We start from the raw sequence: 24,426 nt of genomic DNA, 5'->3' as shown, positions 1-24,426 counted from the left end.
TATCAATAAATATAAGTCTTTACAAATTTTATAAGTGATTGAGAAAATTTTCACAGATAATGGGATGCCTTACTCATATCACATGACTGTCAATATAATGTATCCTTATAGAAATACTAACGAATCTAAAATTGCTCTATCGTCAATATGACAATAAACAAATTTAGATTTTATCAATTCTATAATATTATCAATCTAACTTACAACGATATATCTCCTTATCATTAATCCACAAGTCAACTTTTCCCTAATACAAAAGTATCAAAATCATTTCATAATACCTATCACCCTAAATTTGAGAGTTATCTTTAATCTGAATCATAATCTTTGTAACATATTGCGAAAAATCTGAAATCGCAAATTCATTCAATCCCATCTCGTAAGCATAACCTACAAGGGCCAAATTATTTTGCTTGGCAAAATCTATCATCTTTTTATAGATACATGGTAACTTGTCCCATGTTCCTTTTTGGTAACCACACAAATATCTGCCTTTAGGTTTAGTTATCTTTTTCGCTGATGAACAGCCACTTATTGCAGGAGTATAAAGTCCGTCATACTTTTCAAATTCTTCATTGATAACTTTATCAAGAGAAATAAATCCTCCAATCCCCATACGAATTTGTTCAATACTCCATGTATCTTTTAGATAAGTAAATATCTCTGATATATTATCCTCTGAAAAATCATAAGGAGTAATCAAAATGCTTTCAGATGGATGTTCCTCAACTCTAATCGCTTGTTCTAGCAAGTTTTCACAGAGAGCTAGATTATCTTTCTTTACATTCAAAATCTTTTTAATAGATTTCAACTTTTGGATTTCTATATCAATTTCCTTTATTTTGATGTCCGCAATTTTAAGGAAACTGTCAGCAGCAGGATTTTTACAATATGCTTCAATTTCCTCGATACTCATATTTAATTCTTTCAGCATACGGATATACTCAAAGTCAATACTTTGTGATAAATCATAATATCTATATCCATTATCCCCTTTTGTGTCAGGGGAGAAAAGGCCAATATTATCATAATAATGTAAAGTTCGTTTATTCACTTCATGCAGTTTTGCAAATTGAGCTGTTGTTAATTGGATATTACTTTTTTTCATTTTTCAAATCTCCTTATTGACTTTACAGTAACTGTAAAGATTATTATATAAATTGTAACAAGAAATGACAAGGAGAATTGAAAATGAAAATTACATTCAGAGAATATCAAAAAGAAGATTTTAAAATCTTAGGAAACATTATCCGTGAAACATGGCACTATGATGAATTTAGCAGTCCTAAAACAGCAGTAAAATTAGCTAGAGTATTTTTGAGCAGTTGCTTAACAAATTATACGTTTTCACGTGTTGCTTTATTGAACGACAAACCGATAGGAATTATTTTAGTCAAAAATATCGCTACTCATAAATGTCCTCTAAAATACAGATTAAAACAGATGAAATCTATTTTATCGCTGTATCTTTCTAAAGAGGGAAGAAAAGTATCTAAAATCTTTGAAAACGTATACGGTATTGATAAACAACTTTTAGCTGATGCAGGTAAAACATATCCAGCCGAGCTTACATTATTTGCTGTTGATACTTCTTGCCAAGGAAAAGGAGTAGGTAAGAATCTGTTTAACTCTGCGCTTGAATACTTAAACAAACAAAGGATCAATGAGTTTTACTTGTTTACAGATACAAGCTGTAACTATGGTTTTTATGAACATCAAGGAATGATTCGTCGCTGTGAGCAAGAACATATTTTTAACATCAAAGGACAACAAGCAAAAATGAATTTTTATATTTATGACTATCGATGTTAAGAAAACAATAGACATGCATTCTGATTCAGATTGCATGTCTATTATTTTTAATCTAATAACTTAGAAATTTATATAATTATTACTTCATTTTGATAGACAAATACAACTACCTACCACTTATTTCAGAATAAAGTAATCAAATTAATTTTATTATCTCTTGGATTGTACTTAAATGCTGCTAACATTTTAATTTTTTTATCTAAACAAAGAATTTCAAATAAAATATTAAACCTCACATTTCCCCATTCATCATAATCTAGATTATAAATATAATTTTGTCTTATCTTTTCTTTTAATAGTTTACATAAATCCTCTTCTTTGAAATTTTCCATCCCACTTCTCTTTATAATATTCGCTTTATTCATTTTAAGATAATCTAATTTATTAGATTCAATTTCAATATCTACAGTAGTAATATCAATATAAAAAGGAACAACAGCATTTATTGAATCATTAACATCAATTGCATATATTAAACTAGATTCAATTTTGTAATCTAAAAAAGAAAAATATAATTCTTGTTCAATTGGTACCTCAATATATCCTTTATATTTAAAGGAATAAAAGCACTCATCCAAAGATACACATGGAAATAATATTTTATTCCCCTTTTTTATACATGTTGAGCTTAAAACATAAGCTAACAAGTCTTTCAAATCGTTATTAAATGTGAAATCACAATAACCTATATACATCTCTTCTTGTAGTAATTCTTCCAATAATTGTTTTCGCTCACTTTTTGTAACATTATTAATATAAACAAAATAGTATTGTGACGAATAAATCCAAATGCTTTTTTTAACATATTTTATGTTATTAAAAAACAACTCATGTGCTTTTCTTTGATATATATCTTCGATAATAAAATCACCAGTATGTATACTATGCACTGTTTTAGAATTTAATAAAGAAAATATTAATTCTAAAATTCGTTGTCCATAGCAACTTATTTTTGGATTAATGTTAGTATCAAAACAAAATAACAACTCATATTTATCTTTATCACGATTTGGAATTAACGCAGATTTAAGTTGTTTATACTCTATCTTTCTATTCTTCAAATAATCCAAAAATTCTTCAAAATGTAAATTAATTTCATTATTAAATTCTTCTGGGGTTGTATTAAAATGATTTCTTATTATCTCCCAAATAATATTATCTCTAACATTAAAAGTAAAAATCATTTATTTAATCCTATTTAAGTAAAAAATTTTATAATATTTTTTGCTTAATACCTTTCATCTGTATATATATTATATCTTTTTACTTAAATAAGATAAAGATTTTTTAACCTATACTTGATAGACATAATTATTCCACTTGTCCAACAATAGGTATAATGAACATACTCTTATAAAATAAGAGTTTTCAGCATTTTTGTGTCCACCTCAGCGCTCATTTCCACTTACACAGACTTAGACACTATGTTCTTTCTATATAACTATTTATAGTATCACACAATGATCGACATATATTAGTTCCCTGCTATCATTGCAAGCTATTTTAAATTTTTTTCTAATTTACGAACTCTTTGTTTAAATCCGTCAGTAATTATTTCTATTCTTTCAGGACTTATTTTAGATATATATTGATTTGAAATCAGCATATCTTTCCATTTTTTAGCCACATCATATAAAGCATTAAAATCAATATCAAAATCTATATTTTTAATTATTTTTTCGATAATAATTTCAAAATCAATATCGTTTTTATTAAAAAATCTTCCAGTGGCATTATTGAAATTCATTTCATATACTTTTTTTGTGAAAACAATGCCTGACCACTATCAAAATTAGGTGCAATCTTTACCCATTTCAATGTTTCAACATTTCTAATAATCCCAAAATTACCAAGGTGTCTATCTACATTTGCCATTAAATAATCAAGAACAAACATTTTAGCTAAACAAGATTCAACATTTTCTAATCCTTTAGATTTTAAAATCTTTACATAACTTTCATACACATATTGATTCATAGGTCTTATATCCACCTCATGATAGTGCAATATTGAATACGCTGATAACAGTTCTGTATTTGTATCGATAAAGCATTCATACTTTGATAACACCTTACCGTGTATTACTTCAATCGTATACTCTACATGATCCAGTCCAACAACCTCACATATCATACTTGCTAATACCTCATTGAAAGGTTCCATTCCGCTTTCTCTATATGACCCTTTAAGCATATATCGTTTTCTATCTTCTCCAACAAACTATGTTTTCTTTAGCATACCGTCAAACGTATTATTCGGAGAATAAAGATCTATTTGTTTATGATCAAGTATCTTATTTTCAAATATTGCAATTTCATAATCAGAACTATTGAAATCATTTTCAAAGAAATTAATATCTTTCCAATCCATAATTATATGAGTTGGGTTCATCCAATATTGGTCAGACACTGATAGGCCAAATGCTTTATTTAATAAAATATCTTTATTTTGAATGCCCATATTATCTAGGAAGTCATCTAACCCATCTCTCCACGCTGGTATACCTCGGCCTCTAAACCACTCTGTAATTCCTGTAACAGTTATATTCCCATGAGAGAAGCATTCTAGAGGAGTATATTCAATCTCTAATAACTCACAACTATTTTTGCTACAGTTTGTTTTGAATTATCATACATTATCTTTGCAATTTTCTTATGTTTATTCATTAGAAAATATTCAGTAATTCCTTCTGTATTTGGATTTGTTAAAAAATACTGAGAATCTGGAAAACGATTATAGTGTTTCCCGTACTTATCTATTTTCCAATTCTGTGATGCGATTTCTAATTTTTGAAAATCGACAGTTACACGTAAATATCCTTGGTTATATCTTTTCTTTTTTTGATTATAAAGTCTATCGGCTGATTTCATGATTCTATTCATTTGAGTTCTTAAATATTCAAGTTTCTTTTCTGCAAGTTTGACTTCAAAATCTTTAAAATCATTTAATTCAACTGAAATCAAATCTTTATATGGAATTGCAAACATATTTGAAAATAAGCATTTTCCTAAATACTCTTGTGTTTTCATATCAAACATGCGCAAAATAGTTGGTGTTGTTTTCCTCAAATTATGATTTTCGTCATAATCAGAGTCATTAGCAGAATCAATAGGCAAATAATAAATCATCTCATTCAACCGAATTGCAATCCCTATTGTATTTTTTGTATTTACTATATTATTATCTAGAGAGTAAACATATGCTAAATACTCAGGATTTTTCATATTCTTACTTCTCCTTTTATCTATATATAATGAAAAACAGGGAAAGCCTAAATGCTTCATCCCTGTTTATAATTTGTTTCATCCAACTTAGGCTATGGTTCTCCGATTTAGTAGTTCCAACTCAGGCTATGGTCCTCCGATTTTTTAATACATATTTCTAATATGGAAGTAAATATATTTTTCAACTACATCTATTTTCATCATTTTTGAAACAGCCTACATATTAAGTTATGCTCTTATATGTGATGTTTATACATCAAGCCTTATACAGTACAGTTAACTCATTGTCTCTTATAAATGAAGAGGATTTTGTAGAGGATTTCTCTTAAGCCACTATATATGAATTGATGTAATAGATTACAATATTTACAACATATTGGATTAACTATAGAATTGTCTTTATTTCTACAATAAATCAAACGAACACAACAAATCAAAAAATCTTTTCCCTTCCAATTCTTAGAAGGGATTTTTTATTCTAATTTATCTAATGAATTAGAAATTTGTATATTGATTATTTACTTCTGTCTGATAACCAAAAACGATTAAATAATAATCCAACAATCACACAGATAATACATCCAATACTTCTAGCAATCCATTCGTTTGCATCTATTTAATATAAAATATCTGTAAAAAAACTACCAATAGAAACTGCCACAATGATAGCAATAAATACTTTCACATTTCTGCTTAATCTTGTCTTTTTCATCTTCTCTTACCACTATGCCAAAGAGATAAACGCTAGAATCAAGATAATAACAATTATCGTTAAAACAATTATTGAAATTTTTAAGAGTTTGTTGTTCTTAACAATTTCTAATTCTACATGATTCACTTTTTGTTCCAGCAAATTATGAATATCATTATCTACAAGAGTATCAATACTTACATTTAAAGCTTTTGCTAATGCAATTAATTGATGCGTGTCTGGGGTTGTTTGTTCTAATTCTCAATTTGAAATAGTCTGTCTTGTTACTCCAACCTTTTCTCCTAGCTTTTCTTGTGATAAATGCATTTGTTTTCTTAATTCTAAAATATTTTTTCCTAAGTTTATTTTCGTTTATCTGATCCTTTTCAGTAAAATTATATAATACCTATTCACTGATTTCTATCAAAGTCCTTTAGATGTTTGTCAAAGTTTTTTAACATTGCTTTTGTTTATCATTCGATTAAACTGGAATTTATAACTCTTGCCACTGAATACAAGAAGGTCTTTCATAAGTAGCACAAAATTCATTAATGCAAGAAAACGCACTGTTTAAACTAATAATTGCATTGACATCTGGCGTCCATTCTTCCCCAGCAACTGTAAAAGTGACTTCTTCTTGATTTCCCTCATTATAGGACAACCACATATCACCTATATCATTTTGAAAATAATAGATAGCTGCATATTCTCCGTTAATACAAACAGATATACAGGGATATGACTGCTTCCCACTAATCCATAGCTCAATGTTTTCTTGTACTGATGTTTGTATGAACCTTAATACATCATCTGCTGATTGAAAAGAAAAATCACCTGTATCTGTACTTACAACTATCATATTGTTCTCCTTAAAATTCTAATTTTATCATCCTTTTCATAACGTTATAGGCTAAAATCTATCAAAAAAATCTTGAAGTTTATCTGCAAACTGTCCGATATGTATACCATCCACAAAAGAATGATGTACTTGTACTGATATTGGTATTATAGTTTTTCCATCTTTCTCATAATATTTTCCCCAATCAAAAAGAGGTGTTGCATTATCTTTATTCCCAGAATTGGTATGAGAAATATGTGTGTAGGTTATCCAAGGCATAGGAGAACATTGAAATACATCATTTCCTAATGGACCTGTAAAATATTCCTTTTGCTCCTTTGCTGCTTTTTCAGCCAACTCACAATATTCTTTAAAATCATCTATCATGCGAACATTTACCACCTTAAAAAGTTCAGTTTCTTGGTTAAGATAAGTGAATGCAGTATCTATTTTATCAAATAAAACGACTTGGCCATCAACAAATCTATAACGAAATGCTTCTATTTCATTTGCACATTTACAGACTGCATATACCATAGCTATGGTAAAAGAAACACCTTGATTTTTTACCATACGTTTAAATCTTGTGATATCTATTTCAAATGTTACACAAAATGATGGTTCGATACTATTTCTAAAAATCATGCAATGCATTGCTCTGTTCCATGTTTTTTCATCAATGACCTTATACTTATTTACCATCTGTTCAACCCTCCAAATTCTAATTTTTCTAATTAAACTGAAATTTCTTACTACTCTTTATAACTTCTACAAACTGAAATTTGTACTTCCTTTATTAATTATATTTTTAGCTATCCAACGCTATTTCAGCCGCCTTTTTTGCATGTATCAGCGTAGTATCGTATACAGGAAGAGAAGAATCTGATTGATGAATAAGTAGCCCAATTTCTGTACAGCCAAGAATAACACCAGTTGCTCCTTTTTTCTTTAGGTGCTCTATTATTTTTTTGAATTTTATACGTGACTCTTCCTTTATTTTCCCTAAACAGAGTTCATGGAAAATAATATCATTAATAACATCAATATCAGTGTCATCTGGAATGATAACGTCTATTCCCCTATCAATTAATTTCTTTTTATAAAAATCCTGTGTCATCGTATACTTTGTACCGAGTAATCCGACTTTTTCAATTTGATTATTTTGAAGTTCATCCGCTGTAGCATCTGCGATATGGATGATAGGTATGTGAATCATTGAGGAAATTTGTGGTGCTACTTTATGCATCGTATTGGTACAAATCAGAATGAAATCTGCTCCGGCAGCTTCTAAGCTCTGTGCAGCCTTACCAAGAATATTACCACTTTTTTCCCAGTTTCCACTTGATTGACATTTCTCAATTTCATCAAATTCTACACTGTAAAGAATAATCTTTGCAGAATGAAGACCTCCAAGTTTATTTTTAACTTCTTCGTTGATAATCTGGTAATATGGAACTGTGCTTTCCCAACTCATTCCACCTATTAAACCAATTGTTTTCATGTTTTAATTCCTCCCCCAATTTTTTATAATGAAATCCACTTAGAAAAATTCTTATTTATTAATTACATTATAGCATGAATACTCCATAATTAAATGAGATTTAATAAAACTCTCCCGTCGACTTTAACTAAATTTTTTTACAAAAGCAATCAATCCTATTGACTGACTGCTTTGTGTGTACTAATTGTTGGTTAGTTTAATCTTCTTTTAAATCTCCCCAATTGATCAAGTCGAAATATCATGAGGTTTTATTCTTCTTTTTCTTGATAACTTCTGCTGGAACACCTACAGCAACACTATTATCAGGGATATTTGCAATAACAGTAGCCCCAGCACCAATTGTTACATTTTCGCCAATTGTTACATCATCAATGATTGTACTGCCAATTCCCAGAAATGTTTTATTACCAATTATAACATGACCTGCCATCGCAACTGCTGGACATATGTTTACAAAGTTTTTTATAATACAATCATGTTCAATAATTGCTCCTGTATTCACAATACATCCCATACCAATGCATGCATTTATATTGATAGCAGTATAAGCTAAAATTGTACATCCTAATGAGATTTTAGCGTATGGACTTATTATTGCTGTTGGATGAATAATTGTTGCAAGCTGAATATTCATTTCTATTAACTGTAATACTTTTTTCTCTCTTAAATTGTTATCACCTGTAGCTACAATGACTTCATCATATTTTTTGAATATTTGATATATATCCTCTTTTCCTTCTTCATAAATTATGAATCCAGGAATTTCTCGATGTCCTTTTTCCTTAAAATCCAAGAAATCAATTTGCTCATATTCATTCATTGCTATTGCACAATTTAATGTTACAGTTCCTTGATCTCCCGCACCCCATATTAATAATTTTTTCATCTGTTTACCTATTTCAATTTAATATTTTCTATAAAATTCAATGGAATATCTTTAAGTATTTCATTAGCTGTGATATATCTATTTTTCTCTAAAAATGCTATTGGTGAGTGTGCATCATAACCATAAAGAACTTTACATCCATATGATGAAATAATTTCCCAGAACTCTCTAAATGGGTAAGTATATCGTTCCTCATAAATACCTGGTCGATTATAAATTTCATATGTTTTTTTTCCATAACGAAAACCATTTAAATTAACTTCTAAAGGAATATCATATTTTAAACTAGCTTTAGCAATTCGATGAGCTGCTTCCTCACATTCTTTTGAAAATACTCTTCTCCCCTGCATAAAATAATCAGGATGGGCAATATAAGTTACTAGATTATGTTGTAAAGCAGTTTCAATCTGTTCAACATATGTTAAAACATCTTCATTAGAACAATAACAGTCATAATCATAGATACCTTTACTATCAGAAATATATTGAAGATGTTGTCCTAGTATCATATAATCACATTCTTTTCGAACTTCCTTTAAATAGTCAAGATGATCTTCTAGATATTCTATTTCAAAACCAACTTTTATATCAATCTCGTGTTCAAATTGTTTTTTTAGTTTTTTAATACTGGCGATATACTCATCTTTTTGTTCGATAAACATACGGGCTCCAGAAATCCTAATTTCTTCAAAAGGAATATGCTCACTAAATCCTAAAATTTTTAATCCAGCATCAATGGCACTATGGATATACTGAATATCCGTTCCATCTGCATGCCCACATCGTTGTGTATGTGTATGCAGGTTAAATAATTGTTTTCCCATAACACTACCTCCTTATTATAATAAAACCAATAATCTTAATTACATATGTCATTAGATCATTGGCTCTGTGTCTTTGCATCTGGCTCTATTATTACAAATTGTTTCATATTTATGACTGTCTCTTGTTTGCATTTTGGGCAGTAAAGAGGAAAATTTCTCAATTCTGTATATCTTCTCACTTTTACTCTTATTTTGCCACCACAAACTGGGTAACGTATCCATTCCTTTAACATAATCTTGTTCTCTAAATATTGTAATACTTTTTCATAATTTCTTGATTCCAGGCATCACCATCATCTACATTTGCACTTAAAAATACTGGTGGTTCTATACCTGCTTTTGCTAAATTTTGTGCCAATAACATAGAAAGTAACTGTGCCATAAACATTCCCACTATACTAGAACTTGATCCCATTTTCCCTTTTGCACCTTCTACCTGCATCATTGCATCACCAATTTCACCACAATTATCTATAACATAATCACATACCTCATATAACTTCTGTTTAGATGAATGGCGACTTGTTACACTTTTAGAATGTTTTAAATTCGTAAATGCTATCACTGACATACCTAATTCTTTACATTTTATAGCAAGTTCAATAGGCATAGAATTTCTACCTGAGTTAGATGAAATCAAAATAATATCGTTTTCTTTTAAACCATATTGCAGCATGATTACAGAAGCATAATCTGCTATTCTTTCGATTTGGGTAGATTTTAATGGATGTTCCCCTAATGTTAACTCCATAGGTGCAATTAATTGTATACAAGCTAATCCACCTGCTCTTGCATAAAACTCTTCTCCTACCATATGGGAATGCCCTGTTCCAAAAACAAAGAATCTTCCACCTTTTTGAATTTTCTCAACAATTTCATTAGCAATAGTTTCAAGCATTTCACTTTGTGTTTTAATAAATATATCTAATATTTCAATTACTTTATTATAAAATATAGACTCCATACTTTATTCCTCCTTTAAACAAAAGATATTTAACCATATTGAATAACTTCTATCAATCTATTAACATCTGGCTTAACCTATTCAATAGCATTGACATATTGTAGCACCAGCAACTATATTAGTGTAATTTGAATTTGACCATTATAATGATTTGCATACTCATTCATAATAACGAATAACTATGATAAACATTCTATAGGCTAATAACATGTACACCCACAAATATCTCGAGATTGAGTAACTCTTATTAATAAATCAGTCTAATCAATTCTTTCCAATCAAATCAAACTGGTAATTCTATGCAATAACGACCTACTACCATTTCTTCTCTTAAATTATTAGGAAATCTGCTTAATTGTTTCAGCATATCAGTATTAATATCTACATGATTTCCATATCTAATTTATCACAATAATCGAATAAAAATGGAAATCTCTCTTCTACCTCAACAACTTTCCTCGTATTTTTAAATCATCAAAATCTGGATATACTGTTAAACCTATTTTTTCATCTTCTTCCTCTTTTTCTATATGCAATTTGATTGAAACTATAAGAATCTACTCGATAATATGAATAACCATACTCAATGCAGCTACTATCTTTTAAATACGTTGTTTGTAATATTCTAAGTAGTGGTGTGTTTTTACTTACTTCTAGATACTCTGCAAGTGTATCAGCCAAACAGGCATCTATCTTCTGTTTTGAATAGTCCATATCTAAATGCAATTCTTCTTCAAAATAAGCATACAAGGAACCTTTCAAAGCACTATCAGGAATAGATTCAATCAAATTAATATTATAATAACTATCTTCATAAGCAATCGGTTCTTCATCAAAATAACGAATACGAATGACATGCCAAACTTCACCAAGATCATTTAATAAACCTAAAGAACATAGAGATGATATTTTACACTGTTCCTTTTGACACAAAAGAATTTGTGAATGAGTTTTTCCTTGCAAACTAGCAACATCTTCACTAAAACTTTGCAATCCATCCAATGTTTTAAAAGAATTTTCATCACGGAGATAAGCTCCCTTTTTAGGGACCACATAGATTGCACCATCTTGCTGCAAGGACAATAAAGCTTGTCTAACAGTCATTCTAGAAACTTGAAATTTTTTTGCTAATTGATTTTCACTTTCAATCTTTCCATCTTTATATACTTTGTTCTGAATATTATCTAATATATAATCCTTAATCTTTATATATAAATATTCTTTTTCACTCATTATCACACCACCAATCTTGTCTAGACAAGATAATTATTACATATATATTTAAGAAAGTCAATTAACTATCAAAACAATAATAAATCTTATTTCATTATCTTGAAATGTACTTAAATTCCATGAAAATCATATTTCTATTATCTCTACAACAATAAAACTATTCTCATAAACTAGCATAGTATCATATAGTATTAATGAATTTTAAATGATCATTTATGTACATTCTTATTTTAGTATTTACAAAAAGTTTATGTCTATCACATGAAATAAAGCAAAAAAAATGAATATACTATATATGTCAGAGGGTGTCAATCCCCTTGACTTATACACATAACAATGTATAATATAAATGAAGGTAGAAATACCGAAACAGTACGGCTCCTACCGCCATAAGTGTAGGGCGTTAAAGTGTGGAAGGATGCAAATCCTTCCTTTTATTTTATTAGAAAGGAAGTGTAATTGATATGAATTTTTATACAATTGATATAGAATATATTAAATATTTACACTCTTTTGATACTGAAGTATATTTCAATAAAGAACGACATGATTATGAGAATTAACCTTATGTAGGTACTATTATTTATAATGACACAATACCATATTTTGTTCCTTTAACTTCAGCAAAACCAAAACATCTTAAACTAAAAAATACTGGAATCGATTATTTAGTTATATATGAAAATATTAATGAATCAGAAGTACATAAGAAAGATATAATTAAAAGAATGGATAATGATGAAATAAAAAAGTTATTATCTGTAGTAGATTTAAGAAAAGCAATACCTGTTGCTGAAGGATGTTACCATAAGATAGATATACGAACTCATAAAGATCGAGATTTACTAGCCAAAGAATATGAATTCTGCAAGAAAAAGAAGAATACCATCTTTAATAAAACAAGAAGTATTATTCGTCAACAAAAGAAAACTAAAAATATCAAATTTGCATATTGTAACTATGATCTTCTTGAACAAAAAATGAACGAATGGAAATAATATGTATTTACTAGAAGGGAATTTGCTTCCTTTATTCTTATCTCTCACCAGAAAACTGTAGAGATAATTTTGTATATTACGTGACTCTTACGTGTTGCATCCCATTTAAAATCTATAAAGATAGAAAAAAACTCAAATCGAGTAAAGGCATGATAAATAAAGGCTTTTGACGATTTGAGTTTCTTTGAACTTCTCTGAACAAACGTATAAATTAACTCTTACTTAGTTAGAAAGTACCATTTTATAAGTTTTTTTTCGCTTTTGTATCCACCACAGCGCTCAATTCTACTTACACTGACATATTTTCTTTATATCTATAATACCAAAAAATAGTGATTTTTCTTCTTAAATCATCATACAGATATTCAAAGAGATATATCTAATTTACAAATGCTAAGAATATCAAATCTAAGGAGGGAAGGAAGATTCGTTTATCCAGTTTTGTTTGCAAACCAGATGAAATATAGACAAACAATATAAATCAGCCGACAGTTAATACGATTTCTAACTGTCGGCTAACATTATTTTAAGAAATTAGAAATATCAGATTTCAATATTCCATATAAATAATAATCACAATATGTGTTTACCATTTTCCCCTCTCTGATATGTCCTTCTCGTTTAAATCCAACTTTTTCCATTGTTTTATATGAAGCATGATTTAAAACGTGCACATCACTCCACAGTCGCTGTAATTCTGTGTTTTCAAAACAAAATTTTACTACGCTTTCTAATGCTTCTGCCATCAATCCATTCCCTTGGTATGTGTGTGAAAGACGAAATGCTACTTTCGCCATCCTATCATTCTCAATAAGATACACCCACATTTCACCAATTACTTTATTGTCCTGTTTGTGGACGATACCCCAATGAAAGCTCTTTGTAGGTCTGTCCATCTTCTCGAAAAGTAATTCTGGATTTTTCTCACTTTTTGATGGACGTTTTCCCCAATATTCATACAATGATACGTCACTCATCCATTCTTTTAAATCAGCTATATCATTTTTATTCATAGTTCTTAATATAAGGTGTTCCGTATGGATAACTGGTTTTTCGGATATATAATCTTGTAGACTCATCTTGCACCACTCCTAAAAGTTAAATTCTTGCTCCCATGCAAATGTTCCAGATTTCTCTAAACTTTTTGGCCAATGGCTGCACCATCTGGGAACAACTGGTGTTTCCACTCTGTCAAGGCTCGGTGTATAAGGCTTGATGTCAAGAATAGGTGTATTGTCATTAGCATCGATATAAGTAATCTGGATGATCCCATTCTGATAATCTACATGAATAATTTCTACTGTTGTTAATGCAATCGGGTTTGGACGTATTGGCGACCTTGTGGCAAAAATCCCCATCTTTTCTGGAGCATTTTTGTAAGGTTGTTCTGTTTCTAATATAGATCTATATTCTTCCTTATCAAAATCACTGAACCACCAAAGAACATTGATATGGCTAAAACCATCCATAGCTTTTAATGCTGGAATAAATTCAGCATTTAATTTCATAAATGTTCCCATTTCATTGTTACAGATAATTCCTATCGAATTTACGTTATAAGTTGTCATATTTTTTCCTCCATTTTCATTTATCTGTAATCAAATGGTAAACCCTAACATCATGTGAGAGTCAAGAAAAAACATCCTGCAAAATCACAAGATGTTTTTATAAATTTTTTCTAAAGGTATCTGAATTTCAGTTAAATACTCCTGTGTATTTTCTTCATTCCACGGACCACGGTGTACAATCTGCCTATTTTCACCTTTCATTTTGTACTGACTATTATTTTGTAACCATTTTGCAAATGTGAGATATGCAGCTGCAATATTTGAAAAACTTCCATAGACCATAGTACAAGCCATTATAGGAACAGGTTCAGTGCACCGGAATTTAAAGGGTTCTATATCTTTCCCTACTTTGTTTACAACTGCACATAACTCTACATCAACATTTTCTTCCCTATAATCTTCATCATGATAAATAGAAAATGTATCACTTAGGAGTTCAACTTTATGCTGTTTAGCAAATTCTGATAATTCATTCCACAATTCACCCTCATAATAATAGTCAGGTATTACTTTTCTCAATGACAGAACTTGGTAACTTGGAATAGATTTTATAGAGATATTATAATGTATTTCATTTTTTCCATTCAATAACTCATTTTTAGCAAGTTCAATTTTTTTTAACATTTCTTGCTCTGAACGTATGTTATGTTTAATATCTTCATATTTTTTATCAAGCTGCTCTATAAGTAAAGTATCATTTTCACTATTAAGAGCAACTGCTATTTCAGCTACATTGAACCCACTGTCACGCAGATATATAATTTTATTCAAGGTAGGAATCTGTTCCACTGAATACATACGATATCCAGTCCATGAGTCAATTTCTGCTGGTCTTAATAAACCAGTTTCATCATAGTATCGTAACATACGAACAGATACTTGTGTTAATTTTGAAAATTCACCAATTTTAAACATCTTATATCTCCATTCCTTAACATCTCAATTATAAAATCATGTTAGTTTTTTGTTGTTTATCAAATTTCTTTTATTGACATATTAATTGAAAGCATTTCTATAAAATCTGCTTTCATATCTAATTCAAGATCGTTATTAAATATTTTTGTACCCTATGCAGACATTATGATTTTTTCCTGATTCAATTCTATTTGTTACTTACTCGAAAATCTCTTCACTTTCTAATATTCCATTCTCATCATAATACAGCCATTTACCAATTTCTTTACCACCTTTGTAATCACCTTCCGCAGCAATATTCCCATTCTCATGATAATCTTTCCAATGTCCAGTCTCTAAACCTTCATCATACAATCCTGTTGACATTATGTTTCCGTTTTTATGATATTCTGTATATTGCCCATGGCGTATCCATTTAGTGCCATCATCTGACACTTTCCTTGAATAGCGAAAGTGAACTTCACCTGTTTCATATAGGATTTCAGCAATATAAAGATTCTTATCATCTTTTTTCATAAATCCCATTATTATACCTCCACAAATTCTAATTTCTTTAAGAATATTATATCATATCTAGAATAATTATATGGAAATAAACACATCTTGATCAAATTTAAACATATCAAAGATCCTCTTTAATTCAATAGCATTTGTTTTACTTTATTTAAATCTTTTCATAAAAAGTCATATTTTTATTTATAAATCATCTATTCTGCTTATCAATTAGTAATGAGTTTTTGTACAATATTGACTCATTATCAAATGTATATTTTTTACGCCAAATCCTGCGTAAAAATTCTAGATTTGTTACCTATTTGTTACCTAAGTGTGTCCACCCTATCACTCATGTACACTCACACACACTCATACAAACAACAAAAAACCCCATAAAATGGGGCTTTCGTGTGTGTACGTAGTGTACGTGAGTGTAGAAAGTAAGTACTTTCTATCTCTTACTAAATTGTGGTGCTCTACGTGCAGCTTTAAGACCGTATTTCTTACGTTCTTTCACACGTGCATCACGAGTTAATAATCCAGCAGCTTTTAAAACTGGTCTATAATCAGAACCTGCTTCTAATAAAGCTCTTGAAATACCATGACGGATTGCTCCAGCTTGTCCACTGTATCCTCCACCATATACGTTAACAGTCACATCAAACTTACCAGTTGTTCCAGTTAATTCAAGTGGTTGGTTGACGATCATTAATAATACGTCAGATGGTAAATAATCTTTTGCATCTCTACCATTGATGACGATTTTCCCTGCACCTGGTGTTAAAATAACACGTGCTACTGAAGACTTTCTACGTCCAGTTCCTCTGTATTGTACATTAGCCATTTATCTCTCGTCCTCCTATCCCTTGATTTTCATTTCTACTGGTTTTTGTGCTGCATGTGGATGTTCGCTTCCAGTGTATACAAATAGTTTCATCCCTTGTTTTCTTCCAAGTGTGTTATGAGGTAACATACCTTTAACAGCTGCTTCTACAAATCCTGTTGGATTTGTTTCTTGGAATTGGCGAGCAGTTTTTGTTTTTAAACCACCTAACCATCCAGTATGATGATAGTATTTGACTGTATCTAATTTTTTACCAGTCATTACTACTTTTTCTGCATTAATAATAATTACATAGTCACCAGTATCTACATGTGGTGTATAAGTTGGTTTATGTTTTCCTCTTAATACAGTTGCTACTTCTGATGCTAAACGACCTAAAGTTAAACCTTCAGCATCAACTACGAACCATTTACGTTCAATTGTGGCTTCTTTAGCCATAGTTGTTTGTCTCATTTTTAATCCTCCTGTAGTTTCCGGGGCTACAAACGTTAAAATAAGGCACTTTCTATTATAACAATATCATTGATTTTGTCAATATAAATTTAAATATGTCTGCCTACATTCTTAAAATATTTCACTAAGAGAAATAATATAGTAATCTTGACCATCAGTTAAAGTTAGATATTTTTCTTCTGTAATAAAATATCCAATATATACATTTGTTCCAAGATAATCAAGAACTTTCATTTTATTTTTATAAAAGTCCACAATAACTATTTTTTTATCATCTAATGAATGAAATATAATAAATCGATTATTACATACATTATAATCATATTTTTCCAAATAAATATCCATAATTTGTTGTTTATTTTGATAAACATCTGTAATTATTGTTTTATGATAATCAAATTTCAATGTATAAGTTGAAACCGCTGGATAAATACATTCTACATTGAGATTTGTTGTTGTTAAAGTTTTTAAATTAATAATACTTGTCTTACAATCACTATTATAAACAAGAAGTTCTTCATCACTTAAAAAAGCATGTTCATTACTATGAGCATAAGGATTTAAATCATTTAATACTTTTTCTGTTTGTGTTTTGGTATTATAGACAGTCCAATACTTATCATTTTTATTAATTAATATATATGTCCTTTTTGGCGATATAAAAAAATTAACAGAATCATTATCATAAGTTATTTTATTAATATCTTGATTTTTTAGATCTAGTGAACATAAATTAGTATCCGATGAACCAAAATACATTGTATCACCATTAAGATATGGGACAGTATATTCAATATAGCCTTTTTCATTAAATGTTAAAATTTGATCCTGATAACGAACATAATCAAATGAATAATCTTGCTTTTGATATATTCCTTTTTTATGTTTGATTTTTTGTTTAACATATTTTCCATCTTGTAAAACATAAACACTATCAATAATCATTTGATCATTATCATTATGATAATAATAAAGAAATGAGTTTTCAATCCATAATTCTTGAGCAGTAGAATGAAACTCTTCTAGTGATGTCATTTGAAATTGGTGATATATCCATGAACGAAATTCTTCATTATATGCATAAGCAACACCAAATGAAGAAAAACATAATAATAGAGATATAATACATTTCTATATTTCTTAGGAAGTTTTAAAACTTCTGGTAGTAATGTTAGATCCTTTTTATGATCAGCAATAATAACTTGTTCTATATCTATAGTGAATTTGTAAAATCTTTTTATATAATTCCTACATTCATTTATACAAACTCTGATGAGCCAAGCTTTTAAATGTTTTTCATTTTGGAATTCAATATCTTTTTGAAACAACTTGATAAACACATTTTGATAACAGTCTTTTGCATCATCACTATTACGTAAGTTCATAATACATATTCTCGTAACCATATCACTGTATTTTTCAACGATATCATTAAAAGTCATTCCCAATATCATTTTTGACATCGTTATTTCCTCCCCTCATTATAAATACAATTACATATCATCAAAAGTTGCAAAAAAAGAAAGATTTTTAAATCTTTCTTATCTTATATCATATTCAGCTTGATATTTTTCAAAATTACCTTGTAAAAATTCAAAATGATCAATCACATTTAACTCATGATCTTGTGCAAACTTCATCATTTGCTGATACATAGCATCATTAAAATCAGAAGGATCATGGGCATCAAATCCTAAAATAACATCATTACCTACTTCACTTGCTATTTTCCAAAAATGTGTATTAGGATAAAGATAAATATCTTCATGATTTCTCTTTCTTAATCCTCTTCTCATTCCACCAGCATTAATCTCTAAAGGAATATTTAATTCTTTTGCTTTTTCACATATTCTTCGAGTCACTGTTTGAGCATCTAAATCAAAATCAGAATAGCCAATTAAAAATAAATCTGGATGAGCCAAATAACTAAATAATTGTGTTTCCAAAGCTTTCTCTACTTCATTACAATATAAATAAATATCCTTTTTTGTCATTTTCTCTTTACCATAATAATGACTATGAATACAATGCTTATGAAAATGATGTCCTAGTATAAGATAATCAACCTTATGTTCATATAATAACGTCTGATAATAATCATAATACTCTTCAAGACCTTCAGCTTCAAATCCTTTATAAATGTTTATTTGATCTTCATATTTTTTTTGACAATTTCTTAAAATATCCAAATGGTCTTCTAATTGTTTATAAGGCATACGCATGCTAGGTCCATTCTTTATAAATGCTTTGACAAGACCTGCTAGTGATCTTATTCCACGGACAGATGGAATAGAATAAATAAGATGCTTACGATAATGTGGCAATGGCACATGTCCACACATACCTAGATCCTCTATTCCCATGTTAATCGCAGCTTGAATCATCTCTTCTTCATTTCCATTAGCATGACCACAACGATATGTGTGTGTATGATAATTAACTTTCTTCATAATATACCTCTTGTAAATATAATCCTTGTGGTTTGGCTTTAAATAAGCACTTCTTTTCACCACAACTTTCTAACATTTCTGACAATACATCTATAGAAATACGTTTTGCTCCAACTTGTATAATTCCACCAACAAGATGTCTAACCATGTATCTTCTAAATCCATTACCAGTCAAGCGAAACATAATAATTCCATCATTATCTTCAATATCAAAGGAATAAAGTATTCGAATTGTATTACCATATTGATCATAGCTACAAAACGATGCAAAATTGTGTTCTCCTAAGAATATCTGAGCAGCCTCTCTCATTAAATTTATATCTAATTGTCTTCCATATTGAAAAATATAATTTGTTTCAAATGGATTATATTCTTTTGTATTTAAATAATAACGATACTCCTTTTTAACTGCACTATAGCGTGAATGAAAATTCTCATCTACATAACTTGCATCTAGTATATAGATATCATTAGGCATAAAATGATTAATTGCTCGTTTCCATTGCTGAGCTGGTAATTCTTTTTGCGTATCAAAATGGAAAACTTGATGAACTGCATGTACTTTTGCATCAGTTCTTCCAGATGCATGAATAATCGTTTCTGTCTCATTTATTTTCTTTAATGCTTTTTGGATTTCACCCTGTACAGTTCTTTCTTTTTCTTGAACCTGAAAGCCATGAAACTTGCTTCCATCATAACTCACTATACATTTTACTCTCATAGAACAATACTCATAACGACTAATGTTGTACACATAAGTAAAACACAGGCAAAAGAAATTGTATCAGCAAATTGCCAGCGTAATTGTTTATATCGTGTTCGTTTTGCTTCTGGATTATAATTTCTACTTTCCATTGCATTGGCTAAATCTTCTGCTCTTTGAAATGCTGAAATAAATAATGGAATAATTAATGATACAATTGACATAATTTTATCTTTTAAGCTTCCTTCAGAAAATTCAACACCACGACTTGCTTGTGCTTTCATAATACGTTGTGTTTCTTCTAATAAGGTTGGAATAAAACGCAAAGCAATAGAAATCATCATAGCGACTTCATGTGTAGGAAATCCTAATTTTTTAAATGGTGATAACAAATGCTCAATACCTAAAGTTAAATCTAATGGTTTTGTTGTTGCTGTTAAAATGGTTGTCATCACAATAATTAAAATTAAACGAATAAAAATATAAGCAGTCTGTAATAAAGCTTCATCATATATCTTAATAAAACCTAAAGATAAAATTAAATTTCCCTTTTGAATAAACAAAAGATTGAAAATAAGTAAAAATGCCATCATAAATAACATGGGTTTAATTGCTTTTAAAATTTGAGAAATCTTAATTTTAGATAATATTGCCATAATCATAACAAAAATACCTAAAAGAGCATATCCAATAAATCCTGCATCAAAAAAAACAGCTATTAACAATAATAATAGTGACCCTATTTTTAATCGAGGATCTAATCGATGAATGACACTGTTGAGAGGTAAATATTTACCAAACATCATATTATTCATGTATTTGTCCTCCTATTGCTTCAATCAGTTCTTCTATATTTTTCATAGATGGATCAAGATGAAATCCACCTTCATTTAATTTTAAAATAAATGATGTAATAATAGGCAAATCAATACTCAATGATGTCAAATATTCTGTTTCCTTAAACAATTCATCTACACTCACATGTCTTTCTACTTGACCTTTATTCATCACAATAACATCATCACAATATTCTAAAACCTGATTCATATCATGTGATACTAATAATACTGTTTTCCCTTGTTGATTAATTTTTTTAAACAATTGTAACATTTCTTTGGCACCCTGTGGGTCTAAACCAGCTGTCGGTTCATCTAAAATCAGAATATCTGGATTCATAGCCAGTATTCCTGCTATGGCAACTCTTCTTTTTTGACCACCTGACAAATCAAAAGGTGAACGTTCTAAATAACTTTCATCTAAGCCAACAAGTTTTAACATTTCCTTTGCTTGAACAATAGCATCTTCTTCCTCTACTCCAAAGTTTTTAGGACCAAAGATAATATCTTTTAAAATCGTTTCCTCGAATAATTGATATTCAGGAAACTGAAATACCAAACCAGCCTTTTTTCTTAATGGCTTTAATGTATTTGGTTTATTGGTTGCTGTTATAAGAATATCATCAATATTGATTTCTCCAGCTGTTGGCAGTAATAATGCATTGATATGCTGTACAAGTGTTGATTTACCACTACCCGTATGACCAATCAATGCTGTCATACTTCCCTTTTTAATATCAAGATTAACACCCCTTAATGCATGATAAGAAAAAGGCGTATTCTCACTATATATATGTTCTACTTGTTTGAATGTAATTGACATAATTCTTTCACCAACTTCTCTCTGTCTATATATTTATCAATCTGAATTCCTTGTTGTTGTAATCCTTGTGATATTTTAAAAGCAAAAGGAACATCTAATGCTAAATTTTCTATTTCTTTTTGTTTTACCAAAACATCCTTTGGTTCGCCAGTATCTATAATATGACCATCACTTAATAAAACAACATAATCAGATAAAGCAGCTTCTTCAATATCATGTGTAATAGATAAAATTGTCATCTCTTTATCTTTATTTAATTGATGAACCAAAGCATTAATTTCTTTACGTCCTTTTGGATCTAACATACTTGTTGCTTCATCTAAAATAATAATTGATGGACTCATTGCTAAAATTCCAGCAATCGCTACTCTTTGCTTTTGTCCTCCTGATAACTTTGTTGGTTCATGATCAAGAAAATCAGCCATATTAACCTTCTGTGCATACTCTTGAATAATGCCATCCATCAAAGCTGGATCTACACATGTATTCTCTAAACCAAAAGCAATATCATCACGAACTGTTGCCCCAATAAATTGATTATCTGGATTTTGAAAGACGATTCCAATCTGCCCTCTCACCTCTGCTAATGTTTCTTCAGTTAGTGGAATACCTCCTACAATAATATCTCCACTTTTCTTTTCAAGCAATCCTATTAATAATTTTGCAATTGTACTTTTACCGCTTCCATTATGTCCTAAAATTGTTGTATATGAGCCCTTTTTTATACTAAAAGAAATATTGTCAATTGTCTTGACACCTTCTTCATATTCAAAAGATAAATCCTTTATTTCTATTATTTTTTCCATGGTTTTTCCTCCAAGTAGTTCAATTTTAGTATGATTATCTCTGCTTGTCAACCCAATCAATAAGAAAAGGGAATTTTTCAAAACTCCCTTTATTCTTCATCAATAAATTCATATCCAGAAACACGATCATCTATCTGTTTTGCAATCTGTATTTTATCATTAAGATTCTTTTTATAATTCAAAGAAAAGATACATCCATATAAAATATCTAAAATACATTTGACAGATTGTGAAGTTGCAAAATCTCCTATTTTTGTATGAAGCATTTCACGCGAAGATATTCTTAAAGTCACATCAGCCATCTTTGATAAATCATTATCTGCAATACATGTTATTGCAATAAATGGTGTTTTTCTTTCTTTGAGAATACGAGCAACTCTTAAGACAAAATCAGTTTCTCCTGAATATGAAATGAGAATTGCACAATGTCTCTCATTACTCATAGTTGCTTGAACTTTTGCATCACCAGGTAAAAGACAAATATGAGCATTTTTATGCACAAAAAACATTTGTTGAGCAAATTGCTGGGCAAGCAATACCTTATCTGATACACCATAAAGATCAATTTCCTCAGCATCTCTTAATAATCTAATTGCATGATATAAACTATCATGATCTAAAAGTTTCATCGTATCCTGTATTGTTTCTATCTGTAATTGCGAAATGTTATGAGCAATTGTGGTAAAATCATCACTCACTACAAATGGTATACTTGCATCTATATCACATGAATTATATAAATAATCAAGTTCTTTTAAATAAGCTTCTTTAAATTCACTCCAACCTGAGTAACCTAATTTTTTGGCGATCCTAACGAGTAACGGAGCTGAAGTGTATGTTTCTTTAGCAATTGCATTTATAGACATATGTTTGATATTCTCACCTTCTTTAAGTATGAAATCAACTATAATTGCTTCACTTTCAGAAAAATGTGTTTGTTCTATTTTATGAGTAATTAGCATAAGTTCACCTCTTAGTTATTATACGCTTGATAAACAATAGAGTAAATAAGAAAGGGTCTTATCTATCATGATTTAAATAGTTCTCAATAATAATGAACATTACATTTTCTTTATCTATATGAAAATCCTTCCAGTGGCGACTGTTTACCATTGGAAGGACAATTTATATAAATCTTACTTTGACATTTGTTTTTCTTTTAATTCTTCTACCATATGACTAATACGTTCTTTTTCTTTATTTAAAGCATCATACATCTCATTAACACTCATTCTTGGTGTTGGTTGTGCTTCATGTGCATTTTTGAATATCTTTTGAAATGATTCTTCAGCTTCACGTACAACTTGTTCTCTCAATAATTCTAATGAATCATGTTTCTTTTCTTCAACAATCTCCATCTCTTTGACTTCTTCAGTTAATTTATCTTTATCCAATACAACATCATCACTTTTTGGATTTGCTTTCTCTTGTGCGTCTTTGAAATGTTTTTCATAAGACTCCTTAGCTTCTTTCACGATTTGTTCTGTTGTTTTCATAACTATCATCCTCTCTTTCTTTTGATACTCATATTCTATGCCTGAATTGATTTTACGTCCAGCATT

31 protein-coding genes and 1 pseudogene are annotated in these 24,426 nt (G+C 29.4%); 2 read left to right on the top strand and 30 right to left on the bottom strand.

Annotation, left to right across the window (positions count from 1 at the left end; all coding sequences use genetic code 11):
* Window positions 1-289 precede the first annotated feature (289 nt).
* Window positions 290-1,108, bottom strand: coding sequence for a MerR family transcriptional regulator (locus tag BN1865_RS03820; protein ID WP_050635942.1), 819 nt, complete (start codon window positions 1,106-1,108; stop codon window positions 290-292).
* Between the two features lie 83 nt (window positions 1,109-1,191).
* Between BN1865_RS03820 and BN1865_RS03815 the strand changes: the two genes are divergently transcribed.
* The gene (locus BN1865_RS03815; protein WP_050635941.1) at window positions 1,192-1,812 is read left to right on the top strand and encodes a GNAT family N-acetyltransferase; all 621 of its coding nucleotides are present in this window, start codon (window positions 1,192-1,194) and stop codon (window positions 1,810-1,812) included.
* Between the two features lie 122 nt (window positions 1,813-1,934).
* On the opposite strand, the gene BN1865_RS03810 is transcribed toward BN1865_RS03815, so the two are convergent.
* The 14 genes from BN1865_RS03810 to BN1865_RS03750 all read right to left on the bottom strand — a co-directional run bounded on the left by BN1865_RS03810 (window position 1,935) and on the right by BN1865_RS03750 (window position 11,973).
* Window positions 1,935-2,996 (bottom strand): hypothetical protein, encoded by a 1,062-nt coding sequence (locus tag BN1865_RS03810; protein ID WP_050635940.1) that lies wholly within the window; start codon window positions 2,994-2,996, stop codon window positions 1,935-1,937.
* Between the two features lie 314 nt (window positions 2,997-3,310).
* A complete protein-coding gene (locus tag BN1865_RS03805; RefSeq protein WP_050635939.1) occupies window positions 3,311-3,559 on the bottom strand; it encodes a hypothetical protein in 249 nt (82 codons plus the stop codon).
* On the bottom strand, window positions 3,556-4,005 hold the full coding sequence (locus BN1865_RS03800; RefSeq protein WP_050635938.1) for a hypothetical protein: 450 nt from the start codon (window positions 4,003-4,005) through the stop codon (window positions 3,556-3,558). The genes BN1865_RS03805 and BN1865_RS03800 overlap by 4 nt, the downstream gene beginning before the upstream one ends.
* Before the next feature lie 27 nt (window positions 4,006-4,032).
* Window positions 4,033-4,272: a hypothetical protein gene (locus BN1865_RS03795; RefSeq protein ID WP_050635937.1), complete on the bottom strand. Its 240-nt coding sequence runs from the start codon at window positions 4,270-4,272 to the stop codon at window positions 4,033-4,035.
* A 125-nt stretch (window positions 4,273-4,397) separates the two neighbouring features.
* On the bottom strand, window positions 4,398-5,036 hold the full coding sequence (locus BN1865_RS03790; protein WP_050635936.1) for a type III toxin-antitoxin system ToxN/AbiQ family toxin: 639 nt from the start codon (window positions 5,034-5,036) through the stop codon (window positions 4,398-4,400).
* Window positions 5,037-5,988: 952 nt separating this feature from the next.
* On the bottom strand, window positions 5,989-6,075 hold the full coding sequence (locus tag BN1865_RS18695; RefSeq protein WP_255351755.1) for a helix-turn-helix domain-containing protein: 87 nt from the start codon (window positions 6,073-6,075) through the stop codon (window positions 5,989-5,991).
* 145 nt (window positions 6,076-6,220) lie between these two features.
* Window positions 6,221-6,586 (bottom strand): Imm1 family immunity protein, encoded by a 366-nt coding sequence (locus BN1865_RS03785; protein WP_050635935.1) that lies wholly within the window; start codon window positions 6,584-6,586, stop codon window positions 6,221-6,223.
* A gap of 51 nt (window positions 6,587-6,637) precedes the next feature.
* Complete coding sequence (locus BN1865_RS03780; protein WP_050635934.1) at window positions 6,638-7,267, bottom strand: CatA-like O-acetyltransferase; 630 nt, start codon at window positions 7,265-7,267, stop codon at window positions 6,638-6,640.
* Window positions 7,268-7,373: 106 nt separating this feature from the next.
* Window positions 7,374-8,066 carry an aspartate/glutamate racemase family protein gene (locus tag BN1865_RS03775; RefSeq protein ID WP_050635933.1) on the bottom strand — a complete coding sequence of 231 codons (693 nt, stop codon included), beginning with the start codon at window positions 8,064-8,066 and terminating at the stop codon, window positions 7,374-7,376.
* Between the two features lie 238 nt (window positions 8,067-8,304).
* Complete coding sequence (locus BN1865_RS03770; protein ID WP_050635932.1) at window positions 8,305-8,952, bottom strand: acetyltransferase; 648 nt, start codon at window positions 8,950-8,952, stop codon at window positions 8,305-8,307.
* Window positions 8,953-8,960: 8 nt separating this feature from the next.
* Entirely contained in the window at window positions 8,961-9,776 is an 816-nt protein-coding gene (locus tag BN1865_RS03765; RefSeq protein WP_050635931.1) for a histidinol-phosphatase, read from the bottom strand.
* 56 nt (window positions 9,777-9,832) lie between these two features.
* The gene (locus tag BN1865_RS03760; protein WP_102134057.1) at window positions 9,833-10,009 is read right to left on the bottom strand and encodes a cysteine-rich KTR domain-containing protein; all 177 of its coding nucleotides are present in this window, start codon (window positions 10,007-10,009) and stop codon (window positions 9,833-9,835) included.
* Window positions 10,010-10,020: 11 nt separating this feature from the next.
* Complete coding sequence (locus BN1865_RS03755) at window positions 10,021-10,740, bottom strand: SIS domain-containing protein (protein ID WP_050635929.1); 720 nt, start codon at window positions 10,738-10,740, stop codon at window positions 10,021-10,023.
* A 507-nt stretch (window positions 10,741-11,247) separates the two neighbouring features.
* The gene (locus BN1865_RS03750; protein WP_050635928.1) at window positions 11,248-11,973 is read right to left on the bottom strand and encodes a GntR family transcriptional regulator; all 726 of its coding nucleotides are present in this window, start codon (window positions 11,971-11,973) and stop codon (window positions 11,248-11,250) included.
* Window positions 11,974-12,548: 575 nt separating this feature from the next.
* Between BN1865_RS03750 and BN1865_RS17875 the strand changes: the two are divergent.
* Window positions 12,549-12,971, top strand: a pseudogene (locus tag BN1865_RS17875) (type III toxin-antitoxin system ToxN/AbiQ family toxin); the annotation flags it as partial.
* 521 nt (window positions 12,972-13,492) lie between these two features.
* Here the strand turns inward: BN1865_RS17875 and BN1865_RS03740 are convergent.
* The 15 genes from BN1865_RS03740 to BN1865_RS03670 all read right to left on the bottom strand — a co-directional run bounded on the left by BN1865_RS03740 (window position 13,493) and on the right by BN1865_RS03670 (window position 24,360).
* A complete protein-coding gene (locus tag BN1865_RS03740) occupies window positions 13,493-14,050 on the bottom strand; it encodes a GNAT family N-acetyltransferase (RefSeq protein WP_050635926.1) in 558 nt (185 codons plus the stop codon).
* Between the two features lie 12 nt (window positions 14,051-14,062).
* Window positions 14,063-14,539 carry a tRNA (N6-threonylcarbamoyladenosine(37)-N6)-methyltransferase TrmO gene (gene tsaA, locus BN1865_RS03735; RefSeq protein ID WP_050635925.1) on the bottom strand — a complete coding sequence of 159 codons (477 nt, stop codon included), beginning with the start codon at window positions 14,537-14,539 and terminating at the stop codon, window positions 14,063-14,065.
* 84 nt (window positions 14,540-14,623) lie between these two features.
* A complete protein-coding gene (locus BN1865_RS03730) occupies window positions 14,624-15,454 on the bottom strand; it encodes a MerR family transcriptional regulator (protein WP_050635924.1) in 831 nt (276 codons plus the stop codon).
* 198 nt (window positions 15,455-15,652) lie between these two features.
* Complete coding sequence (locus tag BN1865_RS03725) at window positions 15,653-15,979, bottom strand: toxin-antitoxin system YwqK family antitoxin (protein WP_082189885.1); 327 nt, start codon at window positions 15,977-15,979, stop codon at window positions 15,653-15,655.
* Window positions 15,980-16,400: 421 nt separating this feature from the next.
* A complete protein-coding gene (rpsI, locus tag BN1865_RS03720) occupies window positions 16,401-16,793 on the bottom strand; it encodes a 30S ribosomal protein S9 (RefSeq protein ID WP_050635923.1) in 393 nt (130 codons plus the stop codon).
* A 15-nt stretch (window positions 16,794-16,808) separates the two neighbouring features.
* A complete protein-coding gene (gene rplM, locus BN1865_RS03715) occupies window positions 16,809-17,246 on the bottom strand; it encodes a 50S ribosomal protein L13 (RefSeq protein ID WP_050635922.1) in 438 nt (145 codons plus the stop codon).
* A 111-nt stretch (window positions 17,247-17,357) separates the two neighbouring features.
* A complete protein-coding gene (locus tag BN1865_RS03710) occupies window positions 17,358-18,281 on the bottom strand; it encodes a hypothetical protein (RefSeq protein ID WP_050635921.1) in 924 nt (307 codons plus the stop codon).
* Entirely contained in the window at window positions 18,278-18,709 is a 432-nt protein-coding gene (locus BN1865_RS03705; RefSeq protein WP_050635920.1) for an RNA polymerase sigma factor, read from the bottom strand. The genes BN1865_RS03710 and BN1865_RS03705 overlap by 4 nt, the downstream gene beginning before the upstream one ends.
* Before the next feature lie 78 nt (window positions 18,710-18,787).
* A complete protein-coding gene (locus BN1865_RS03700; RefSeq protein ID WP_050635919.1) occupies window positions 18,788-19,696 on the bottom strand; it encodes a histidinol-phosphatase in 909 nt (302 codons plus the stop codon).
* Window positions 19,683-20,417, bottom strand: a complete 735-nt coding sequence (truA, locus tag BN1865_RS03695) for a tRNA pseudouridine(38-40) synthase TruA (protein WP_050635918.1) — start codon at window positions 20,415-20,417, stop codon at window positions 19,683-19,685. Before truA ends, BN1865_RS03700 begins: the two co-directional genes overlap by 14 nt.
* Window positions 20,414-21,214 (bottom strand): energy-coupling factor transporter transmembrane component T family protein, encoded by an 801-nt coding sequence (locus BN1865_RS03690; protein ID WP_050635917.1) that lies wholly within the window; start codon window positions 21,212-21,214, stop codon window positions 20,414-20,416. Before BN1865_RS03690 ends, truA begins: the two co-directional genes overlap by 4 nt.
* Window positions 21,207-22,058 carry an energy-coupling factor transporter ATPase gene (locus BN1865_RS03685; protein ID WP_050635916.1) on the bottom strand — a complete coding sequence of 284 codons (852 nt, stop codon included), beginning with the start codon at window positions 22,056-22,058 and terminating at the stop codon, window positions 21,207-21,209. The genes BN1865_RS03690 and BN1865_RS03685 overlap by 8 nt, the downstream gene beginning before the upstream one ends.
* Window positions 22,034-22,864 (bottom strand): energy-coupling factor transporter ATPase, encoded by an 831-nt coding sequence (locus tag BN1865_RS03680; protein WP_050635915.1) that lies wholly within the window; start codon window positions 22,862-22,864, stop codon window positions 22,034-22,036. The genes BN1865_RS03685 and BN1865_RS03680 overlap by 25 nt, the downstream gene beginning before the upstream one ends.
* Before the next feature lie 89 nt (window positions 22,865-22,953).
* Window positions 22,954-23,826, bottom strand: a complete 873-nt coding sequence (locus tag BN1865_RS03675; protein WP_050635914.1) for a MurR/RpiR family transcriptional regulator — start codon at window positions 23,824-23,826, stop codon at window positions 22,954-22,956.
* Window positions 23,827-24,000: 174 nt separating this feature from the next.
* Window positions 24,001-24,360, bottom strand: coding sequence for a hypothetical protein (locus BN1865_RS03670; RefSeq protein WP_050635913.1), 360 nt, complete (start codon window positions 24,358-24,360; stop codon window positions 24,001-24,003).
* Between the last annotated feature and the right edge of the window lie 66 nt (window positions 24,361-24,426).

It is taken from the genome of Candidatus Stoquefichus sp. SB1, from assembly GCF_001244545.1.
Lineage (GTDB): Bacteria > Bacillota_I > Bacilli_A > Erysipelotrichales > Coprobacillaceae > Stoquefichus.
This window is presented reverse-complemented; position numbering and strand designations above follow the sequence as displayed.